Source organism: Sphingopyxis sp. (assembly GCF_051861155.1).
Taxonomy (GTDB): domain Bacteria; phylum Pseudomonadota; class Alphaproteobacteria; order Sphingomonadales; family Sphingomonadaceae; genus Sphingopyxis.
Genome location: NZ_JBHYDE010000005.1, coordinates 89,088 through 106,245, shown reverse-complemented (window position 1 = coordinate 106,245; position 17,158 = coordinate 89,088). Strand labels below are relative to the sequence as shown.

Below are 17,158 nucleotides of genomic sequence, written 5' to 3'. Positions count from 1 at the left end.
CAAAACGCACCCGCTATGCCTCGCGCCAGTTTCGGGCTAGGGCGAGCGTCATGAACAGCCTGTTTCCCGTCATGATCGGCGGCGCGATCGGCGCCGGTGCCCGCCATCTGGTCGGGCAGGCGATGCTCGCGCGGCTCGGCCCCGGCTTTCCGTGGGGAACGCTGGCGATCAATGTCGTCGGCAGCCTGTTGATGGGTTTGCTGATCGGTGCGCTGGCGCGCGGCGAGGGCGGCGGCGATGCCGCGCGGCTGTTCGTCGGCGTCGGAATCCTCGGCGGCTTCACCACCTTTTCCTCTTTCAGCATGGAATTCTGGATGCTTTTCGAACGCGGCCAAAACGCTCAGGCGGCCGGCTATGTCCTCGCGTCGGTGATCGGCGCGATCGCCGCCTGCGGGCTCGGCCTGTTCCTGATGCGGCAGGTGCCGGCATGACCGGCGCCAAGCCACAGCTCGACGGCGCGACGATCGCCGAAGAAGACGACGGCATCCGGCTCGACCGCTGGTTCAAGCGCCACCGTGAGGGCACACCGCACGCGCTGCTCGCGCGCTGGGCGCGGTCGGGGCAGCTGACTCTCGACGGGAAAAAGGCCGATGTATCCGATCGCATCGCGGCGGGGCAAAAGCTGGTGATGCCAACCCCGCCGGTCGAAACCGCGGCGCGCCCGGCGCGCAAAGGCCGCCCGCTGACCGACGCCGACATCGAGCTGGCAACGGGGATGCTGATCCACCGCGACGCGAGTGCGATCGTGCTCAACAAGCTGCCGGGACTCGCAACGCAGGGCGGCACCAAGACCGAACAGCATGTCGACGGCCTGCTCGACGCGCTGAAGTTCGACGGGCCGACGCGGCCCAAGCTCGTCCATCGGCTCGACAAGGACACGTCGGGCGCGCTGCTGATCGCCCGGACGCCCAAGGCCGCGGCCTATTTCGCCAAAAGCTTCTCGAACCGCAGCGCGAAGAAAACCTATTGGGCGCTGATCGTCGGGGTACCCGACATCCAGCAGGGCGAGATCGACCTGCCGCTCGCCAAGCAGCCGGGGTCGGGCGGTGAGAAGATGCATGTTCACGACAGCGGCCTGCCGTCGAAGACGCGCTACCGCGTGATCGAGCGCGCCGGCAACAGCGCCGCGTGGGTCGAACTGCAGCCGCTGACCGGGCGCACCCACCAGCTGCGCGTGCATATGGCGGCGATCGGCCATCCGATTGTCGGCGACGGCAAATATGGCGGCAAGGGCGCGTTTCTGACCGGGACGATCAGCCGCAAGATGCACCTGCACAGCCGCCGGCTGCGCATCGATCACCCCGATGGCGGCGCGATCGACGTGCAGGCCGAGGTGCCCGAACATTTCGCCGCCAGCCTCGACGCATTGGGCTTTGATTTGCTGCTCGGCGAGATCGGCATCGACGCCGTTGAAAAAGGCCCGCCGCCGAAATCGGCGCTGAAGGCGCAAGCGAAAGCGCACAGCAAGCAGATCCGCAAGGCGCGGCGCGGCGAACGGCGCGGTCGCTCCGCCGAGGGCAAGCCGACCGACTTTGTCGGCAAGCCCAAGCCGAAAGCCAAGGCAAAACCCGGGAAGCCAGCGCCCAAGAAGCCAGCGGTCGACAAGCCTGCGGGCAAGAAGCCGAGCGCCAAGAAACATCCCGCCCGTCCGCCCCGGGCCAGCTGATGCACCCGAACGCCGCCTTTCGCCCGCGACAGGACGATCTTGCCGAACTGCTGGTCCGCGAGATCGGTTTTGCTGCGATCTTTGCCGCCACCCCCGACGGGCCGCGCGTCGCGCATGCGCCGGTGGTGCTGAGCGACGATCGCGCCACGCTGCAATTCCACCTTGCGCGCGGCAATGCGCTGACCCGCCATCTGGGTGGGGCGAATGCGCTCGCCGTCGTGCAGGGGCCCGACGCCTATGTCAGCGCGAGCTGGTATGCCGATGCCGATCAGGTGCCGACGTGGAACTATGTCGCGATCGAAATGGAGGGCGTCGTCAGCAAGCTCGACGATGCCGCGCTGATCGCGCAGCTCGACACGTTGTCGGCAAACCACGAAGCGCGCGTCGGCGCCAATCCGCCATGGACGCGCGACAAGATGAACCCCGCGCTGTTCAGCAAGATGACGGGGGCGATCGTCGGTTTCGAGCTGCGGGTCACCGCGTGGCGCCCGACGATCAAGCTGTCGCAGAACAAATCTCCCGACGAGCGGGACCGGGTCATCGCGGGGGTCGAGGCGAGCGGTCATGGCGCGCTCGCGCAGTTGATGCGCCACCTCGGCGGCGATAAGGCGGGCGTATGACCCAGGCCGACGACGCACTCGCCAAAAAACGCTTTCTTGCGATCACCATCATGCGGCTGATGGGCGTGGCGTTCGTCGCGATTGGCTTCATCCTGATCAGCGGCGGCTTTTCGCTGGCGGGGCAGCCGACCGACCGCTGGATCGGCGTCGCGATCGTACTGGTCGGCGTGTTCGATTTCGCGGTGATGCCGTTGTTGCTCGCGCGCCGCTGGCGTTCGCCCAAAAACCCGTGAAACGCTTCTGGAAAGAGGTCGCCGTCGCCACCGAAGACGGCGGCTGGGGGATCGCGCTCGACGGACGGCCCGTGCGCACCCCGCAACGCGCGCCGCTGGCGGTCGCCAGCGCCGCCCTGGCTGAATCGATCGCCGCCGAATGGCGCCATGTCGGCGAAACGATCGATCCCGGCGCGATGCCGATGACCGGGCTCGCCAATGCCGCGATCGACCTCGCGGCCCCCGACCCGGCCGCCTTTGCCGAACCGATCGCCGCTTATGCCGCCACCGACCTCTTCTGTTATCGCGACGACCGCGATCCGGCGCTGCAGGCCGAACAGGCGGCGGCGTGGAATCCGCTGCTCGCCTGGGCCGAGGCGCGTTATGGAATCGAATTTGCGATCACGCGGGGGATCCTCCCGATCGATCAGCCGGCGGCCACGGTCGCGGCGCTGCGTGATGCGGTGTTCGCGATCGATCCGTGGCGGATGACCGCGCTGACCCCGCTCGTCACCATCGGCGGATCGCTGGTCGCCGGGCTGGCGCGGGTCGAGGACGCGTTTGACGCCGAGACCCTGTGGGACGCGGTCAGCCTGGACGAACTTTATCAAGAACGTCGCTGGGGCGCCGATGCGCAGGCGCAAGCGCAACGCGCCGCGCACAAGCGCGACTGGGACAATGCGGTGCGGTTTTTGACCCATCTCTAAATCCGTTCGTGTCGAGCGAAGTCGAGACACCCTTAGGTCGTGCGCCGACGATGGGCATCTCGACTTCGCTCGATGCGAACGGGTTTAGGTTTTCTGCTCAATCCACGAAATTCGGCCGCCGCTTCTGCATCCCCGCCATCACCGCCTCCATCTGGTTCGGCGTGCGGATGACCTTCACCTGCTCGTCGCTTTCGGCCTGCAAAATCTCTGCGTCGCTTGCATCGGCGAGCATGTTGCACAATCGCTTGGCACCGCGGATCGCGTCGGGATTCTTGTCGGCGATCACCGCGGCCAGCTCCATCGCCCTGGCCAGCGGATCGTCCGAAACATGCGTCGCAAAGCCGAGCAGCTTGGCCTCCGACCCGTTGAATTCGCGGTTGGTATAGATCATCTCGCGCAGCACATCGTCGGCGACCTGCGTGCGCCACAACGCCATCCCGGCGACGTCGGGGACCAGCCCCCAGCGCATTTCCATGATCGCGATCCGCGTGTCGGGATGGACGATGCGAATGTCGGCGGCGGCCATGATCTGGCTGCCCGCCCCGAACGCCACCCCATGCACCGCCGCGATCACCGGCACCGGAATTTCGCGCCAGCCCCACGCGGCATATTGCGGGCCGTTGGCAATCCCGTGCGCGCGTTCGTTCAGGCTGCCGCCGGTGCTGCTCGTCCCCGGCGCGCGCTCGCCGCCCAGGCTGGCGAGGTCGAGCCCGGCGCAAAAGGCGCGGCCCTCGCCCGACAGCACGACGACGCGCAGCCCCGCCATGGCTTTGAGCGTGTCGATCGCCTCGGCCAGCGCCGCCCACATTGCGGGGTCGAGCGCGTTCATCTTGTCAGCGCGGATCAGCCGGACGTCGGCGATGCCGCCGCCCAGCATGGTGATCGAAATCCGGTCTTGCATAGGAGAATCCTTCATGTTCAGCGGCGCAGCGCCGCTTCGACGAGCGGCAATTGGTCGTTGCCGAAATACATATCGTCGCCATCGACGAACATGGACGGAGATCCGTAACCGCCGCGCGCGATCACCTCGTCCGTATTGGCGCGCAGCCGCGCCTTGACCGGATCGCTCGCGGCCGCGGCGCGAATCGCGGCGCCGTCGAGCCCCGCCGTCGCCGCCGCCGCTTCGAGCACGTCGGGATCGTCCAGATTGTCCTGGGCGCCAAAATAGGCGGCGAACGCGGCGCGCGAAAAGGCGATCAGCGCCGGCTGGTCATCCTCGAGCGCGGCGGCAAAGCGCATCGCGTTGACGCTCTTTGCCGGGTGCCATTGCGAGGGGAAATTCATCGCAACCCCGGCCAGCCGCGCCCAGTCGCCCAATATCTTCCAGCTGTGCTGGAGCTTGCGGTTGTCGGCCTGTTCGCGCGCCGCATAGACGCCCTGGTTGACCGCGTTGAACACCCCGCCAACCAGAATCGGCCGAAAGGTCGCAGCCGCCCCGCTCTGCGCGATGATCGCCTGGACATTGGTGAACGCCAGATAGGTCCAGGGCGACGAAAGATCGAAGAAAAACTCCAGCCGACGCGGCATCACGCTTTCTCTTTCGCCCAATATTGGTCGCGCAGCAGGCGCTTGTAGAGCTTGCCGGTGTCGTGCCGCGGCAGCGCCTCCATGAAGTCGATGCGGCGCGGGATTTTCACGCCCGACAATTTCTCGCGCGCGTAGCCGATCAGCTCGTCGCGCAGCGCATCGGTGGCATCAGCCATGTCGGCGGGCTGGATCACCGCGATTACTTCTTCGCCCATTTCGTCGTGCGGTCCGCCGACCACCGCGACGTCGGCAACCTTCGGATGGGTGACAAGATGATTTTCGATTTCCTGCGGATAGATATTCACCCCGCCCGAGATGATCATGAAGCTCTTGCGGTCGGTCAGATACAGGAAACCTTCGTCGTCGACCTTGCCGACATCGCCCAGCGTCGACCAGCCCCGCGAATTGCGGCTCGACGCGGTCTTTTCATTATCGCCATGATATTCGAAGACATTCTCGCTTTCGAAAAAGACCGCGCCTTCTTCATTCGGCCCAAGCTCGGTTTCATTATCCTCGCCCACGATATGCACCGCGCCCAGAATCGGGCGGCCGACGCTGCCCTTGTGGGTCAGCCAGTCGGGGCTGGAGATAAAGGTCATGCCATTGCCCTCCGACCCGGCATAATATTCGAACAAGACCGGCCCCCACCAGTCGATCATCGCCTGCTTGACCGGCACCGGACACGGCGCCGCGGCGTGGATCGCGACCTTGAGCGACGAACTGTCGTAGCGCGCCCGGGTGTCGTCGGGCAGTTTGAGCATCCGCACAAAATGGGTCGGCACCCACTGGCTGGCGTTGACGCGATATTTTTCGATATAGGCGAGCGCCGCTTCGGGATCGAATTTCTTCATCAGGACGACGGTGCCGCCCAGCCGGTGGATCGTCATCGACCAGCGCAGCGGCGCGGCGTGATAGAGCGGCGCCGGCGACAGGTAGATGCTGTCGGCGTTGATCTGGAACACCGCCGAGGCGAGCATGACGAGGCTGTTGGCCGCATCGATTGCGGCGTCCTCGGGCAGCGGCACGCGCACCCCCTTGGGCCGCCCGGTCGTCCCCGATGAATAGAGCATGTCGACCCCGGCGCGTTCGTCCGCGACGGGGGTCGCCGGCATCGCCGCAACCGCATCTTCCCAGCTGGCCCAGCCGGCAAGGTCGCCGCCCATGGCGAAGCGCGTGATCCCGGTTGTCAGCTGCTGCGCCGCGTCGCCCAGGCTGGCCGAAACGACGAGCATCTTCGCGCCCGAATTTTCGAGGATATAGTCGGTCTCGTCCTGCGTCAGCCGCGACGAGATGCAGACATAGCGCAGCCCCGAACGCTGCGCGCCCCAGGTCAGCCCATAATAATGCGGCGTGTTTTCGAGCATGAAAGCGACGACATCCTCATGCCCCAGCCCGTGGGCGCGAAACAGCTGCGCGGCGCGATTCGACGCGGCGTCGAGCGCGCCATAGCTGATCGCTTCGCCCGTCTCGGCGACGATAATCGCGGGTTTTTCAGGGTTGCTGCGGGCATGGACGGAAGGGTGCATCGGGCCATCATCTCCGGAATCGTTGATTTCTTATGTCGAAGATCAGTAGCAACCTGAAACTTTCGGTCAAGCGAGGCTGCGTCGCCGCGCCTAATCGGGCCGCGACCGCAGCGCATAGCCCCGCCCCTTCACCGTCCGCAGCATCGGCCAGGCGAAACCCCGATCGACCTTGGCGCGCAGCCGCGACATATGCACCTCGACGCGGTTGGTGCCGGGATCGAAATCGATCCGCCACACCGCCTTGAGCAGCGCCGCGCGCGAAATCGGGTGGTCGGGGACGCGCGCCAGATTCGCCAGCAGGTCGAATTCGCGCAGCGGCAGGCGGATCAACCGCCCCGCGCGCTCGACCCGCCGGTCGATCAGGTCGATGCGCAGCTCGCCCTCACCCAGCTGCCCAGCGGCAATGCGGCTGCGCCGGAGCAGGCTGGCGATCCGGGCGATCACCTCGGGCGTATTTCCGGTCCAGCCGACGGCGTCGTCGGCGCCAGCACCGAGCGCCAGCATCCGCTCGGCGAGCGAATTACGATCCGATACGACGAGCAGCGGCCGTCGGCCCGCGATCGATCGCGCCAGACGAATGAATTCGGCGGGTTCCTGCCAATCGAGAAACGGGTTGATCAGCAGCAGGTCGAAACAGCCATCGACCCAGGGTCGCAGGCCGTTGGCCTGCGGCGGCAATATCCGCGCCGCACATCCGGCGGCCTCGATCGCGCCGCGCAGCACGGCCGCGCGCGGCGCGCGGGGATGATAGAGCGCGACAAGCAATTTCCTGTCGCCGGTTTCCGCCAGACCCGATGATGTCATCCGCAATCCCCGTCGTCGTCGCAACAGCGAGGGTCAGAGCCCAATCGCGCCGCCGCCCCACCGGCATTGCACCGCCTTTCGGCTGTGCTAACCCTGGGCCATGACCAGTATCGAAATGCTTGACGGCGACTTCGCCACCCTGCCCGACCTTGTCCGTGCCCATGCCGCGGAACGTCCCGATGCCGTAGCGGCTGCCGACGCGGCGCGGCGACTGAGCTGGTCCGAACTGGATCAATTGACCGACCGAATCGCCGCGCGGTTACAGCAGGACGGCTTTGCCAAGGGCGATCGCACCGCGATCGCGGGGCTCAACAGCGTCGAGCAGATGGCGGTCATCCTGGGCACGCTGCGCGCCGGCGGGGTCGCGGGGCTGGTCACCAACAGCGCCACGGGCGAGCAGATGGCGGCGATGATCGCCGACACCGGCGCGCGCCAACTTTTCCTCGACAGCGCCGCGCGGGCGAGCCTGCAAGGGCAGGTAATCACCGCCAGCGACCTGATCGCGATGGACGGCGGCGATGCTGGCACCCCGCTCGACGCCTGGCTGGCGTTGGCAGGCGCCAAACCAACCCACGTCGATATCCGCCCCGAAGACGGGTTCAACATCATCTATTCATCGGGGACGACCGGCACGCCAAAGGGGATCATCCACAGCCACGCGATGCGCTGGCAGCATATCATCCGCGGCGCCCCCGCCTATGGCGCCAATGCGGTAACGATCCTGTCGACCCCGCTCTATTCGAACACGACGATGGCCAGTTTCATGCCGACCGTCGGGTCGGGCGGGCAGACCGTATTGATGAAGAAATTCGACGCGCGCGGATTTCTGGAACTGGCGGCGCGCGAGCGCGCGACCAACACCATGCTGGTCCCGGTGCAATATCGCCGCATCATGGCGCTGGAGGATTTCGGCGACTTCGACCTCTCCAGCTTCGTCGTCAAATATTGCACCTCGGCGCCTTTCCCCGCCGCATTGAAGGCCGACGTGCTCGCGCGCTGGCCCGGCGGGCTGGTGGAAATTTACGGAATGACCGAGGGCGGCGCCGCCTTCATTCTCGAAGCGCATCAATTTCCCGACAAGCTCCACACCGTCGGCAAGCCCGCGCCGGGGCATGTCGCGAAAGTGATCGACGAGGACGGCAACGAACTGCCACAGGGGTCGGTCGGCGAAGTCGTCGGCCGCTCGCCCGCCATGATGACGGGGTACAACAATCGCCCCGACGCGACCAAGGCGATGCACTGGTACGACAGCGAGGGAAATCTCTTCTATCGCCACGGCGACATCGGGCGGATCGACGAGGACGGGTTCCTGACCCTGATGGACCGCGCCAAGGACATGATCATCTCGGGCGGTTTCAACATCTTCCCCAGCGACCTCGAAGCGATCCTGCTTGCCGACGACCGCGTCGTCGAGGCCGCGGTGGTCGGCATGCCGAGCGAGGAGTGGGGCGAAACCCCGGTGGCTTTCGTCGTGCTGAAACCCGGCGCCGATGCCGAGGCGGTGCGCGCACTCTGCAACGCCAAGGTCGGCAAGACCCAGCGGCTCAGCGGCATCACCGTCGTGGACGAACTGCCGCGCAGCCCGATCGGCAAGGTGTTGAAGCGCGAATTGCGCGACGCTTACGCGCGGTAGCAGGCGGGCCGTCGGGTTTCGACCGCAACTAGCTGTTCCCCGGCGAAGGCCGGGGCCCAGAGCGTTCAAACGCAAGCGTCGCGTGATGGCGCTCTGGACCCCGGCCTTCGCCGGGGAACAGCAACATCGCAGATGGCCGCCCCCCACCCCAAACCCGCCATCCACGCCGTCGAAGCGTCGCTCACCCCAACCCCGCCGCGTCAATCGCCGCCAGCGCACTGTGCAGGCGCGCGTCGCCGTCGCCCTCGACCCAGGCCCATTTCAGCTTTCGGCGGTCGAGCTCGCCGATCGCGACGTCCATGAATTGCCGCCGCGCCAGGTCGCTGCCGAACAGGCGGGTGCCGTCCTCCTGCCACGCCAGGTCCATCGCCGGGACCAGATAAAGGTCCGCGACATCGTCCCACAGATCGATTTCGGGCAGGCGGCGGCCGAGCAGCATGATCGCCCATGCCTGCGTCATCAGCGCGTCGGTGTCGGAGATCAGCCAGTCGGGGTTTTGCGCCAGCGCCGCGCGGGTCGCCGCGATATGCCCGTCGAAGATCGCGAGCAGGTCGATGTCGTCGAGGTCGGTGCCATTGGCCTCGGCATAGGTGCGGCCAAATTCGGGGACGACCAGCCCGCCGAGCCGGAGTGCAAGGCGCGGCGCCAGCGTCGATTTGCCGGTGCTTTCGGCGCCGTGAAAGCAGATATGGCGGGTCATAGCACCACCCTGCCCGTTGCCGCGGCGCGGCGCCACTGGATCAGCCCGTCGATCGACAGGCCGAGCAACACGACATAGACCGCGCTGGTCGCGTAAAGACCGCGCCACGCGAACAACGGGATCGCGATCAGGTCGACGACGATCCACAGAAACCAGCTTTCGACGCGCCGACGCGCGAGCAGCCATTGCGCGGTGACACTGAGCATCGCGATCGCGCCGTCGATCCACGGGGCGACGGCATCGGTGTAGCGATCCATCGCAGAGCTCCACGCGACCCACGCGACGATCGTTACCGCAGCCCAGCTCTGACGCGACGCCGCGCCCATCCAGCCGACCGGCACGCCGCTGTCGTCCTTTGCGCGGAGCCAGCTCGCCCAGCCATAGAGATTGAGCGCGAAGAAAAAGCCCTGCAAAACCATGTCGCTATACAGCCGCGCATCATAAAAAACGGCCGCGTAAAGGCTGACCGCGGCGAGTGCGAACGGGTAGTTCCACACGCTGCGCAGCGCGACGAGCGCGACGTTGATCAGGACCAGCGCCGCGGCCACCCATTCGAGTTCGGTCATACGGCGGAGTCCGGCGGCGGCGCCCCGCTCCGCGGGCGCGTCCACAGCCCGTCGCGGCTGATCCGGTGTCCCGGCGGGCGGCGCAGCACCGACCAGCCGGCGCGCGCGATCCAGCCGAGCTTGGCGAGCCGCGTCGTGCTGGCGCGGCGGTCCCACGCATGATCGCCGCGGGCGCGCACCTCGCGCGCAATGTCGCCATAGATGCCCGCGGCGGCGAGCACTGCCCAGCGGCTGCGCGGGGGCAGTTTGCGGGCGCCCCAGCGCGCCGACGCCTCATATTCCGCGGCCATTTCGGCAAGCCATTTCGCCATCACCGTCAACCGCCCGCGAAAGGCGGGATGCATGTGCTGGCCCGGCGGAATATCGAGTTCGACCATCCACTCCATCGGCAAATAGCAGCGATCGGCGGCGGCATCCTCGGCGACGTCGCGGGCGATGTTGGCGAGCTGGAACGCGATGCCAAGGTCGCTGGCGCGGTCGAGCGTCGCCTCGTCAGCAGGGTCGACCCCCATCACCAGCGCCATCGCCACGCCGACCGCGCCCGCGACATGATAGCAATAGCGCAGCAGATCGGCCTCGCTGCGCGGCCGCCAGTCGTCGGCGTCGAGCGCAAAGCCCGCGATAATATCGTCGATCACGGCGCGCGGGATCGCGACCTCGGTGAGCAGAAAGCCGAGCGCGTCGAACGCCGGGTCGCCGGTCGGCTGCCCGGCAAAGGCGGCGTCGGTCAGGGTGCGAATGCGGGCGAGCGCCGCCTTGGCATCATGATCCTGCGCCATCGCGCCGCCATGATCCTGCCCGTCGGTCAGGTCGTCGGCGGCGCGGCACCACGCATAGAGCAGCCACACCCGCTCGCGCGTTTCGCGGTCGAACAACTGGCTGGCCAGCGCAAAGCTTTTCGACCCGCGCACAATGCTGTCATGCGCAAAACCGTGCAGGGCGTTCGCATCGTAGACGCCCGCCGCCTGCATTACAGATCGTCGGCCTTCATCGCAAAGATCGGGGCATGGGGTTCGTACGTCGCCATCTTGTCGAGCAGATCGTCGAGCCCGGCGTCGACGATCATGATCCCGGCATGCGCAGGGCGAATGAAACCGACCTCGATCATATTCTGGTTGAACGCGATCAGGTCGTTGTAGAAACCTGCGGCGTTGAGCAGTCCGACCGGTTTGCTGTGATAGCCGAGCTGCGCCCAGCTGATCGCTTCCCACAATTCGTCCATCGTCCCGACCCCGCCGGGGATGGTCAGGAAGCCGTCGGACAGGTCGGTGAACATGCGTTTGCGTTCGTGCATCCCCGATACGACGTGCAATTCGGTGCAGCCGCGGTGCGCGACCTCGGCGCCGACGAGCGCTTCGGGAATGATCCCGATCACCTCGCCGCCCGCGTCCAGCGCGCTATCGGCGACCGCACCCATCAGCCCGAGCCGGCCGCCGCCATAAACGACGCCGATGCCCCGCTCGGCCAGCGTGCGCCCGACATGGCGCGCGGTTTCGATATAGATCGGATCGTCGGGGGTCGCGGACCCGCAATAGACGGCAAGACGTTTCATGAAACGAAGCTACTCCAAAATCCGTTCGGGCTGAGCTTGTCGAAGCCCTGTCCTTGTCTTTTCGCGCTTTGAAGGAAGAACGGCCCTTCGACAAGCTCAGGGCGAACGGGTTATTGTTCCAGCATTAGCTTCGCAGTCGCTTTGGCGCTGCCGACGACCCCCGGGATTCCTGCACCCGGATGCGTCCCGGCGCCGACGAAGTAAAGATTGGAAATCACATCGTCGCGGTTGTGCGCCCGGAACCACGCGCTTTGCCACAGCACCGGCTCCAGGCTGAACGCGCTGCCGAGATGCGCCGACAGGTCGCGGCCGAAATCGGCAGGGGTGTAGTGAAAGCTGGTTGCGAGGTTCGCCCTCAGCCCCGGCAGCACCCGCGCCTCGACCTCGTCCAATATCGCATCGGCGAATTGCTGGCCAAAGGCGCCGTCCCAATCGACCTTTGCCTTGCCCAGATGCGCGACCGGGGCAAGGACGTAGAAGGTCGAATAGCCAGCGGGCGCCATCGCCTTGTCGGTCGCGGTCGGGTGGTGGAGATAGAGCGAGAAATCATCGGGCACGACGCCATTCTTGTAGATGTCGTCGAGCAGTCCCTTGTAACGCGGCCCGAACAGGATGCTGTGATGCGCAATATCGGGATAATCGCCCTTCACCCCGAAATGGACGACGAACAGCGACGGCGACCAGCGTTTGCGGTTCAGCGACTTCGCCGCCTTTTTCCCGCGGGGGTGGTCCGACAGCAGCGCGGCATAATTGTGCATCATGTCGCCGTTCGATGCGATCATGTCGGCTTCGCCGCGCCAGCCGCTCGCGGTCTGCACCGCGGTCGCGCGGTCGCCCTGCGTCTCGATCTTCGTCACCGGATCGGCAAGGCGGATCGTCCCGCCCAGCCGCTCGAACAGCGCCACCATGCCCGCGACCAGCTTGTTCGTCCCGCCGCGCGCGAACCACACGCCGCCCTCTTTTTCGATCGTGTGAATCAGCGCATAGATCGAACTGGTGTTCATCGGATTGCCGCCGACCAGCAGGGTGTGGAACGACAGCGCCTGCCGCAGCCGTTCGTCCTGCACATAAGACGACACGATCGAATAGACGCTGCGCCACGCCTGATACTTCATCAGCGCCGGCGCCGCCTTGATCATCGAGGAAAAGTCGAGGAACGCCGCCGAGCCGAGCTTGACATAGCCCTCCTCATACACCCCCTTCGAATAGGTCAGGAATTTCTCGTACCCCGCGACATCGGCGGGATTGAGCTTCGCGATCTCGGCATTCAGCGCGGCGTCGTCGTTCGAATAATCGAAATTCGTCCCGTCGGGCCAGTTGAGCCGGTAAAAGGGCATCACCGGGTCGAGCGTCACATCGGCGGCCATGTCCTGTCCGCTGAGCGCCCATAATTCCTGCAGGCACGGCGGGTCGGTGATCACCGTCGGCCCGGCGTCGAAGGTGAAACCCTGCCGCTGCCAGTGATAGCCGCGCCCCCCCGCCTTGTCGCGGGCCTCGACGATCGTCGTCGCGACCCCGGCCGATTGCAGCCGGATGGCGAGCGCCAAGCCGCCGAAACCGGCGCCGATGACAATGGCGGTACGGGTCATTTCCAGTCCAGTTTTGACAGCGCCGCAATCGCGCGGCGAAGAGATACGGGCGGCTTGCCTGCCAGGATGCGCAATTTGTCGGCGGCGTTCGATCGCCCCGCGTAAAAGCGCGCGATCAGGCCGGGGGCAAGGCCGTAGAAACGCTGGAAAATGCGGTAACGATCGCCCGGATCGGCGGCACGGAACAGCATCGCGCCGAGCATGCGGTAGAAACGCTGGCGGCGCCACGACCCCGCCGCGCGGGCGCGGAGCCGCGCGCCAAGATTGCCGCGATCGATCAGTGCCGGCAGCGCCGCGGCGGTTCGCACCGCGTCGGGCAGCGAATAGCCGGTCATCGCGTGGAACACCCCGGCGCGCACCCCGATGCGGCCCACCCGGTCGATCTGCGGCCACAGCCGGTCAAAATCGCCCGCGACGACCACCGGCAGCACCCCGGTTTCCTCGCGCGTCACCGCGGTGACGTTCCACTGACGCCGCGCGGCATAGGTGGCGATCCGATCGCGCACCGCCGCAACGTCCAGATCGGCGTCGTTGCTGTAATAGGTGTCCTCGACAAAGACCGTTTCGGCATCGAAGGGGAGCAGATAGACGAAGCGATAGCCGTCCAGCTGTTCGACGGTCGCGTCCATCACGACGGGCCGTTCGATGCCATGTCCGCCCTCGACCGTCAGCGCCTGGCCGACGAATTTCTGCCAGCCGCAGTCGAGCATCGCCAGTTTCCCGGTGCCGCGCGCGTCGATGACATGCTTGGCCGACAAGCGCCCGCCGCGCGCCAGCAACACATGGTCGGGCGCGACATGCTTGGCCCGGTCGGCGATCATCCGCCCCGGCGGCAGCGCCGCGGCGACCGCTTCGGCCAGCGCTTCGCCGGTGATGCTTTTATAGCCCATTCGCACCCGGCGCGCGCGCGCAGGAAAGGCGACGTCATAGCTGTCCCAATGATAGCGGACGAGCGGCGCAACGAGCCAGCGATCGCGCTTGGCGATGTCGCTGTCGAAGAAAGACCAGATATGGTTGCCGCCGATCGCATCGGGTTCGATCAGCCGCACATCGAGCGCCGGGCGCTTTGCCGCCAGCGCCAGCGCCGCGAGCCCGCCAGCCAGCCCGCCGCCGACGATGGCGATGTCGCAATAATCGGGTTCGGCAGCGGTCATGCGTCCGCCCTAGCCGCCGCGCGCGCGGGCGGCTATCGCTTCGTGCATGGAAGCGATCATTTTCTCTGCGCTGGCGATGACCGCAATCGTTGGGGTCCGCTACCTGATCAGCAGCGGCGGTTTTGCGCTGGCGACGCGCTGGAAGCACCCCGGCCTCTATCGCGGGCTGGAACCGCAGATGCGGCGCGAGATCGGCTGGAGCCTTGCCAGCGCCGCGATTTACGGGATTCCCGCGGGCATCGTCGCATGGGGGTGGCAGGCGCACGGCTGGACACGCATCTATACCGACGTCGATGCTTGGCCGCTCTGGTATCTGCCGGTCAGCCTGTTCGCCTATCTGCTCGCGCACGACGGCTGGTTCTACTGGACCCACCGCTGGATGCACCGGCCGCGCCCCTTCCGTATCGCGCATGCGGTGCACCATGACAGCCGCCCGCCGACCGCCTGGGCGGCAATGAGCTTTCATCCGATCGAGGCGACCACCGGCGCGGTGGTCATCCCCGCGCTGGTGTTCCTGATCCCGATCCATGTCGCGGTGCTGGGGCTGGTGCTGGCGATCATGACGGTGATGGGGGTCGGCAATCATATGGGGTGGGAAATGTTTCCGCGCGCGCTTGTTCATGGACCAGTCGGACGGTGGCTGATAACGGCGACCCACCATGAACAGCATCACGCCGCGTACCGGGGGAATTATGGGCTTTATTTCCGTTTTTGGGACAAGATGTGCGGCACCGATATTGGCCTTGGCGATTTTGCCGCTGCTCACCGCCGCCGCGAGCGCGCCGCCGCCGGCGCCCAGCCCAACGGTTGACGTCAGCGTCACCGGGCTGCGCAGCACCAAGGGACAGCTGCTCGTCTGCCTGACCGCCAACCCCAAGGCCTTTCCCGATTGCAGCAAGGACAAGGCGTCGGTGCGGCTGGCAGTGAAAGCCACAAATGCGGGTCATTTCAGCATCGCTGCCCCCGCCGACGGCACCTATGCGGTCGCCGTCGTCCACGACGAAAACAGCAACAACAAGATGGATATGGCGCTGTTCATGCCCAAGGAAGGATTCGGCTTTTCGCGCAATCCCGCGATCGGCATGGGGGCGCCCAAGTTCAAATCGGCCAGCTTCGCGATCACCGGTGACACGCGTCAGGCGATCAAGATGAAATATATGCTCTAGTGAGCACGTGGCCGCCCGGCTAAAGCAGCGCGCGTGACCGCGCTATCCCCCCGCATCGCCGCTTTTGCCGACCGCTGGCCCAAGCTGATTGCTCTCGCGCTCGGCGCCGTTTCGGCGACCGGATTTGCTCCCCTAAACCTCTGGCCGCTGACCTTGCTCGCGCTTGCGGGCTGGATGGCGCTGGTCGCACGCAGCCCCAGGGGCTGGCGAACGTTCGGCATCGGCTGGGCATTCGGGGTCGGGCATTTTGTCGTCGGTCTGAACTGGATCGCGACGGCCTTTACCTATCAGGCAGCGATGCCCGCGTGGCTGGGGTGGATCGCGGTGGTGCTGCTGGCGTTGTATCTGGCGGTATATCCGGCGCTGGCGGCGTGGGGAGCTTGGGCTGTGACGAAATTCGTCGCCGCCGCGAAGGGTGTCGGGAGGCACGTGACTCCCGGCACGGCCGCTGGCGGCCCCGCACCTACGACGCCGGATAAATCGCCAACGGCCCCCGTCTTTGCGGGAGCGACGCTGTCCTTCATCCTCGCCTTTGCGGCATTTTGGACGCTCACTGAATGGCTGCGCAGCTGGGTATTCACCGGCTTTGCGTGGAATCCGCTAGGCGTCACACTGGTACCGACAGAAGTATTGGCTTGGTTTTCCGTCGGAATTGGCACCTACGGCCTCGCTGGCGTAGCAATCTATCTTGCTGGCGAATTGACGCAATTTGCGCAGGCATGGTGCTCGAAATCTTCGAATATCACAACGAAGATGCGGATCGCGACGGTCGTCACCGTGCTTGTAATATTCGTAGCGGCACCTTGGGTCCGACCGGAAGCGTCCGAAACGGCCAAAGACGGAATCCCCATCACCGTCGTTCAACCCAATGTCGGGCAGCAGGACAAATGGGTCGGGGCCAAGGCCGATGCCAATTTCGCCAAGCTGGCGCGGCTGACCGCGCCGAAGGACGATACGCCGCGGCTGATCCTGTGGCCCGAGGCGGCGGTGCCCGATTATCTTGAGGCGGGCTATCCGCTGCCCTATTACGACCGTTCGCCCGCTGCGGCGCGGGCGCGGTTGACTGCGCTGATGAACCCCGGCGATCTGATGCTGCTCGGCGCGCTCAAGCTCGAACTCGACAAGACGGGCGACGTCGTCGGCGCGCGCAACGCGGTGATGACCGTCCACGCTGACGGCACCCTCGGCCCGCGTTATGACAAGGCGCATCTGGTGCCTTATGGCGAATATCTGCCGCTGCGCCCGGTGCTGTCGGCGATCGGCCTGTCGCGGCTCGCCCCCGGCGATATCGATTTCTGGCCGGGTCCGGGTGCACGCACGCTCGACCTCGGCGCCTTCGGCCGCGCGGGGCTGCAAATCTGTTACGAGATCATCTTTTCGGGGCAGGTCGTCGACCGCGACCACCGCCCCGATTTCATCTTCAACCCGTCGAACGACGCGTGGTTCGGTGGCTGGGGCCCGCCGCAGCATCTGGCGCAGGCGCGGCTGCGCGCGATCGAGGAAGGGCTGCCCGTCATCCGCGCCACCCCGACCGGGATCAGCGCGGTGATCGATGCCGACGGCCGGGTGCGCGAATCGCTGCCGATGCACGCCGCGGGACGGATCGACACCATCGTTCCGCCCGCGCATGCCCCGACGCTGTTCGCGCGCCATGGCAACATGCTGCCGGTCGGATTTGCGCTGCTGTTACTCGCCGCAGCCATTGCCTTTCGCCGTCGCGGACGCTAACAGCGCAG

General features: G+C 66.2%; 19 protein-coding genes. 9 read left to right on the top strand and 10 right to left on the bottom strand.

From position 1 onward, the window contains the following. Nucleotides 1–50 precede the first annotated feature (50 nt). The 5 genes from crcB to ACTIFP_RS10510 are packed head-to-tail and all read left to right on the top strand — an operon-like array spanning nucleotide 51 to nucleotide 3,205. On the top strand, nucleotides 51–431 hold the full coding sequence (crcB, locus tag ACTIFP_RS10530) for a fluoride efflux transporter CrcB (protein WP_439568671.1): 381 nt from the start codon (nucleotides 51–53) through the stop codon (nucleotides 429–431). Continuing rightward, a complete protein-coding gene (locus ACTIFP_RS10525; protein WP_439568670.1) occupies nucleotides 428–1,666 on the top strand; it encodes an RluA family pseudouridine synthase in 1,239 nt (412 codons plus the stop codon). The genes crcB and ACTIFP_RS10525 overlap by 4 nt, the downstream gene beginning before the upstream one ends. Next, complete coding sequence (locus tag ACTIFP_RS10520) at nucleotides 1,666–2,286, top strand: FMN-binding negative transcriptional regulator (RefSeq protein ID WP_439568669.1); 621 nt, start codon at nucleotides 1,666–1,668, stop codon at nucleotides 2,284–2,286. The genes ACTIFP_RS10525 and ACTIFP_RS10520 overlap by 1 nt, the downstream gene beginning before the upstream one ends. Then, on the top strand, nucleotides 2,283–2,519 hold the full coding sequence (locus tag ACTIFP_RS10515) for a hypothetical protein (protein WP_439568668.1): 237 nt from the start codon (nucleotides 2,283–2,285) through the stop codon (nucleotides 2,517–2,519). Before ACTIFP_RS10520 ends, ACTIFP_RS10515 begins: the two co-directional genes overlap by 4 nt. Further along, the gene (locus ACTIFP_RS10510) at nucleotides 2,516–3,205 is read left to right on the top strand and encodes an ATP12 family chaperone protein (protein WP_439568667.1); all 690 of its coding nucleotides are present in this window, start codon (nucleotides 2,516–2,518) and stop codon (nucleotides 3,203–3,205) included. Before ACTIFP_RS10515 ends, ACTIFP_RS10510 begins: the two co-directional genes overlap by 4 nt. 97 nt (nucleotides 3,206–3,302) lie before the next feature. On the opposite strand, the gene ACTIFP_RS10505 is transcribed toward ACTIFP_RS10510, so the two are convergent. The 4 genes from ACTIFP_RS10505 to ACTIFP_RS10490 form a co-directional block, all read right to left on the bottom strand. Continuing rightward, on the bottom strand, nucleotides 3,303–4,106 hold the full coding sequence (locus tag ACTIFP_RS10505) for a crotonase/enoyl-CoA hydratase family protein (protein WP_439568881.1): 804 nt from the start codon (nucleotides 4,104–4,106) through the stop codon (nucleotides 3,303–3,305). Between the two features lie 17 nt (nucleotides 4,107–4,123). Next, complete coding sequence (locus ACTIFP_RS10500; protein WP_439568666.1) at nucleotides 4,124–4,732, bottom strand: 2-hydroxychromene-2-carboxylate isomerase; 609 nt, start codon at nucleotides 4,730–4,732, stop codon at nucleotides 4,124–4,126. Beyond that, on the bottom strand, nucleotides 4,732–6,258 hold the full coding sequence (locus ACTIFP_RS10495) for an acyl-CoA synthetase (RefSeq protein ID WP_439568665.1): 1,527 nt from the start codon (nucleotides 6,256–6,258) through the stop codon (nucleotides 4,732–4,734). Before ACTIFP_RS10495 ends, ACTIFP_RS10500 begins: the two co-directional genes overlap by 1 nt. 90 nt (nucleotides 6,259–6,348) lie before the next feature. Further along, complete coding sequence (locus tag ACTIFP_RS10490; RefSeq protein WP_439568664.1) at nucleotides 6,349–7,062, bottom strand: response regulator transcription factor; 714 nt, start codon at nucleotides 7,060–7,062, stop codon at nucleotides 6,349–6,351. Nucleotides 7,063–7,162: 100 nt separating this feature from the next. On the opposite strand from ACTIFP_RS10490, the gene ACTIFP_RS10485 reads away from it, so the two are divergent. Beyond that, complete coding sequence (locus tag ACTIFP_RS10485; RefSeq protein WP_439568663.1) at nucleotides 7,163–8,695, top strand: class I adenylate-forming enzyme family protein; 1,533 nt, start codon at nucleotides 7,163–7,165, stop codon at nucleotides 8,693–8,695. A gap of 181 nt (nucleotides 8,696–8,876) precedes the next feature. Here the strand turns inward: ACTIFP_RS10485 and ACTIFP_RS10480 are convergent, their stop codons facing one another. The 6 genes from ACTIFP_RS10480 to crtY all read right to left on the bottom strand — a co-directional run bounded on the left by ACTIFP_RS10480 (nucleotide 8,877) and on the right by crtY (nucleotide 14,256). Then, a complete protein-coding gene (locus tag ACTIFP_RS10480) occupies nucleotides 8,877–9,395 on the bottom strand; it encodes an AAA family ATPase (RefSeq protein ID WP_439568662.1) in 519 nt (172 codons plus the stop codon). Continuing rightward, nucleotides 9,392–9,961: a nicotinamide riboside transporter PnuC gene (gene pnuC, locus ACTIFP_RS10475; protein ID WP_439568661.1), complete on the bottom strand. Its 570-nt coding sequence runs from the start codon at nucleotides 9,959–9,961 to the stop codon at nucleotides 9,392–9,394. Before pnuC ends, ACTIFP_RS10480 begins: the two co-directional genes overlap by 4 nt. After that, entirely contained in the window at nucleotides 9,958–10,932 is a 975-nt protein-coding gene (locus tag ACTIFP_RS10470; RefSeq protein WP_439568660.1) for a phytoene/squalene synthase family protein, read from the bottom strand. The genes pnuC and ACTIFP_RS10470 overlap by 4 nt, the downstream gene beginning before the upstream one ends. Next, complete coding sequence (locus tag ACTIFP_RS10465; protein ID WP_439568659.1) at nucleotides 10,932–11,513, bottom strand: TIGR00730 family Rossman fold protein; 582 nt, start codon at nucleotides 11,511–11,513, stop codon at nucleotides 10,932–10,934. Before ACTIFP_RS10465 ends, ACTIFP_RS10470 begins: the two co-directional genes overlap by 1 nt. A 110-nt stretch (nucleotides 11,514–11,623) precedes the next feature. Then, entirely contained in the window at nucleotides 11,624–13,102 is a 1,479-nt protein-coding gene (locus ACTIFP_RS10460) for a phytoene desaturase (protein WP_439568658.1), read from the bottom strand. Next, entirely contained in the window at nucleotides 13,099–14,256 is a 1,158-nt protein-coding gene (gene crtY, locus ACTIFP_RS10455) for a lycopene beta-cyclase CrtY (protein WP_439568657.1), read from the bottom strand. Before crtY ends, ACTIFP_RS10460 begins: the two co-directional genes overlap by 4 nt. 46 nt (nucleotides 14,257–14,302) lie before the next feature. Between crtY and ACTIFP_RS10450 the strand changes: the two genes are divergently transcribed. The 3 genes from ACTIFP_RS10450 to lnt are packed head-to-tail and all read left to right on the top strand — an operon-like array spanning nucleotide 14,303 to nucleotide 17,150. Next, nucleotides 14,303–15,067: a sterol desaturase family protein gene (locus tag ACTIFP_RS10450; RefSeq protein WP_439568656.1), complete on the top strand. Its 765-nt coding sequence runs from the start codon at nucleotides 14,303–14,305 to the stop codon at nucleotides 15,065–15,067. Beyond that, nucleotides 14,994–15,422 (top strand): DUF2141 domain-containing protein, encoded by a 429-nt coding sequence (locus ACTIFP_RS10445; protein ID WP_439568655.1) that lies wholly within the window; start codon nucleotides 14,994–14,996, stop codon nucleotides 15,420–15,422. The genes ACTIFP_RS10450 and ACTIFP_RS10445 overlap by 74 nt, the downstream gene beginning before the upstream one ends. 33 nt (nucleotides 15,423–15,455) lie before the next feature. Continuing rightward, nucleotides 15,456–17,150 (top strand): apolipoprotein N-acyltransferase, encoded by a 1,695-nt coding sequence (lnt, locus tag ACTIFP_RS10440; RefSeq protein ID WP_439568654.1) that lies wholly within the window; start codon nucleotides 15,456–15,458, stop codon nucleotides 17,148–17,150. Nucleotides 17,151–17,158 lie beyond the last annotated feature (8 nt).

What these genes read in the sequence shown, in the direction of transcription:
- ACTIFP_RS10460 (WP_439568658.1), bottom strand. Translation starts at nt 13,102, where the DNA reads ATGACCCGTACCGCCATTGTCATCGGCGCCGGTTTCGGCGGCTTGGCG.
- ACTIFP_RS10490 (WP_439568664.1), bottom strand. Translation starts at nt 7,062, where the DNA reads ATGACATCATCGGGTCTGGCGGAAACCGGCGACAGGAAATTGCTTGTC.
- ACTIFP_RS10500 (WP_439568666.1), bottom strand. Translation starts at nt 4,732, where the DNA reads ATGCCGCGTCGGCTGGAGTTTTTCTTCGATCTTTCGTCGCCCTGGACC.
- ACTIFP_RS10525 (WP_439568670.1), top strand. Translation starts at nt 428, where the DNA reads ATGACCGGCGCCAAGCCACAGCTCGACGGCGCGACGATCGCCGAAGAA.
- ACTIFP_RS10495 (WP_439568665.1), bottom strand. Translation starts at nt 6,258, where the DNA reads ATGCACCCTTCCGTCCATGCCCGCAGCAACCCTGAAAAACCCGCGATT.
- crtY (WP_439568657.1), bottom strand. Translation starts at nt 14,256, where the DNA reads ATGACCGCTGCCGAACCCGATTATTGCGACATCGCCATCGTCGGCGGC.
- ACTIFP_RS10520 (WP_439568669.1), top strand. Translation starts at nt 1,666, where the DNA reads ATGCACCCGAACGCCGCCTTTCGCCCGCGACAGGACGATCTTGCCGAA.
- ACTIFP_RS10485 (WP_439568663.1), top strand. Translation starts at nt 7,163, where the DNA reads ATGACCAGTATCGAAATGCTTGACGGCGACTTCGCCACCCTGCCCGAC.
- ACTIFP_RS10470 (WP_439568660.1), bottom strand. Translation starts at nt 10,932, where the DNA reads ATGCAGGCGGCGGGCGTCTACGATGCGAACGCCCTGCACGGTTTTGCG.
- ACTIFP_RS10480 (WP_439568662.1), bottom strand. Translation starts at nt 9,395, where the DNA reads ATGACCCGCCATATCTGCTTTCACGGCGCCGAAAGCACCGGCAAATCG.
- crcB (WP_439568671.1), top strand. Translation starts at nt 51, where the DNA reads ATGAACAGCCTGTTTCCCGTCATGATCGGCGGCGCGATCGGCGCCGGT.
- ACTIFP_RS10465 (WP_439568659.1), bottom strand. Translation starts at nt 11,513, where the DNA reads ATGAAACGTCTTGCCGTCTATTGCGGGTCCGCGACCCCCGACGATCCG.
- pnuC (WP_439568661.1), bottom strand. Translation starts at nt 9,961, where the DNA reads ATGACCGAACTCGAATGGGTGGCCGCGGCGCTGGTCCTGATCAACGTC.
- ACTIFP_RS10450 (WP_439568656.1), top strand. Translation starts at nt 14,303, where the DNA reads ATGGAAGCGATCATTTTCTCTGCGCTGGCGATGACCGCAATCGTTGGG.
- ACTIFP_RS10515 (WP_439568668.1), top strand. Translation starts at nt 2,283, where the DNA reads ATGACCCAGGCCGACGACGCACTCGCCAAAAAACGCTTTCTTGCGATC.
- ACTIFP_RS10505 (WP_439568881.1), bottom strand. Translation starts at nt 4,106, where the DNA reads ATGCAAGACCGGATTTCGATCACCATGCTGGGCGGCGGCATCGCCGAC.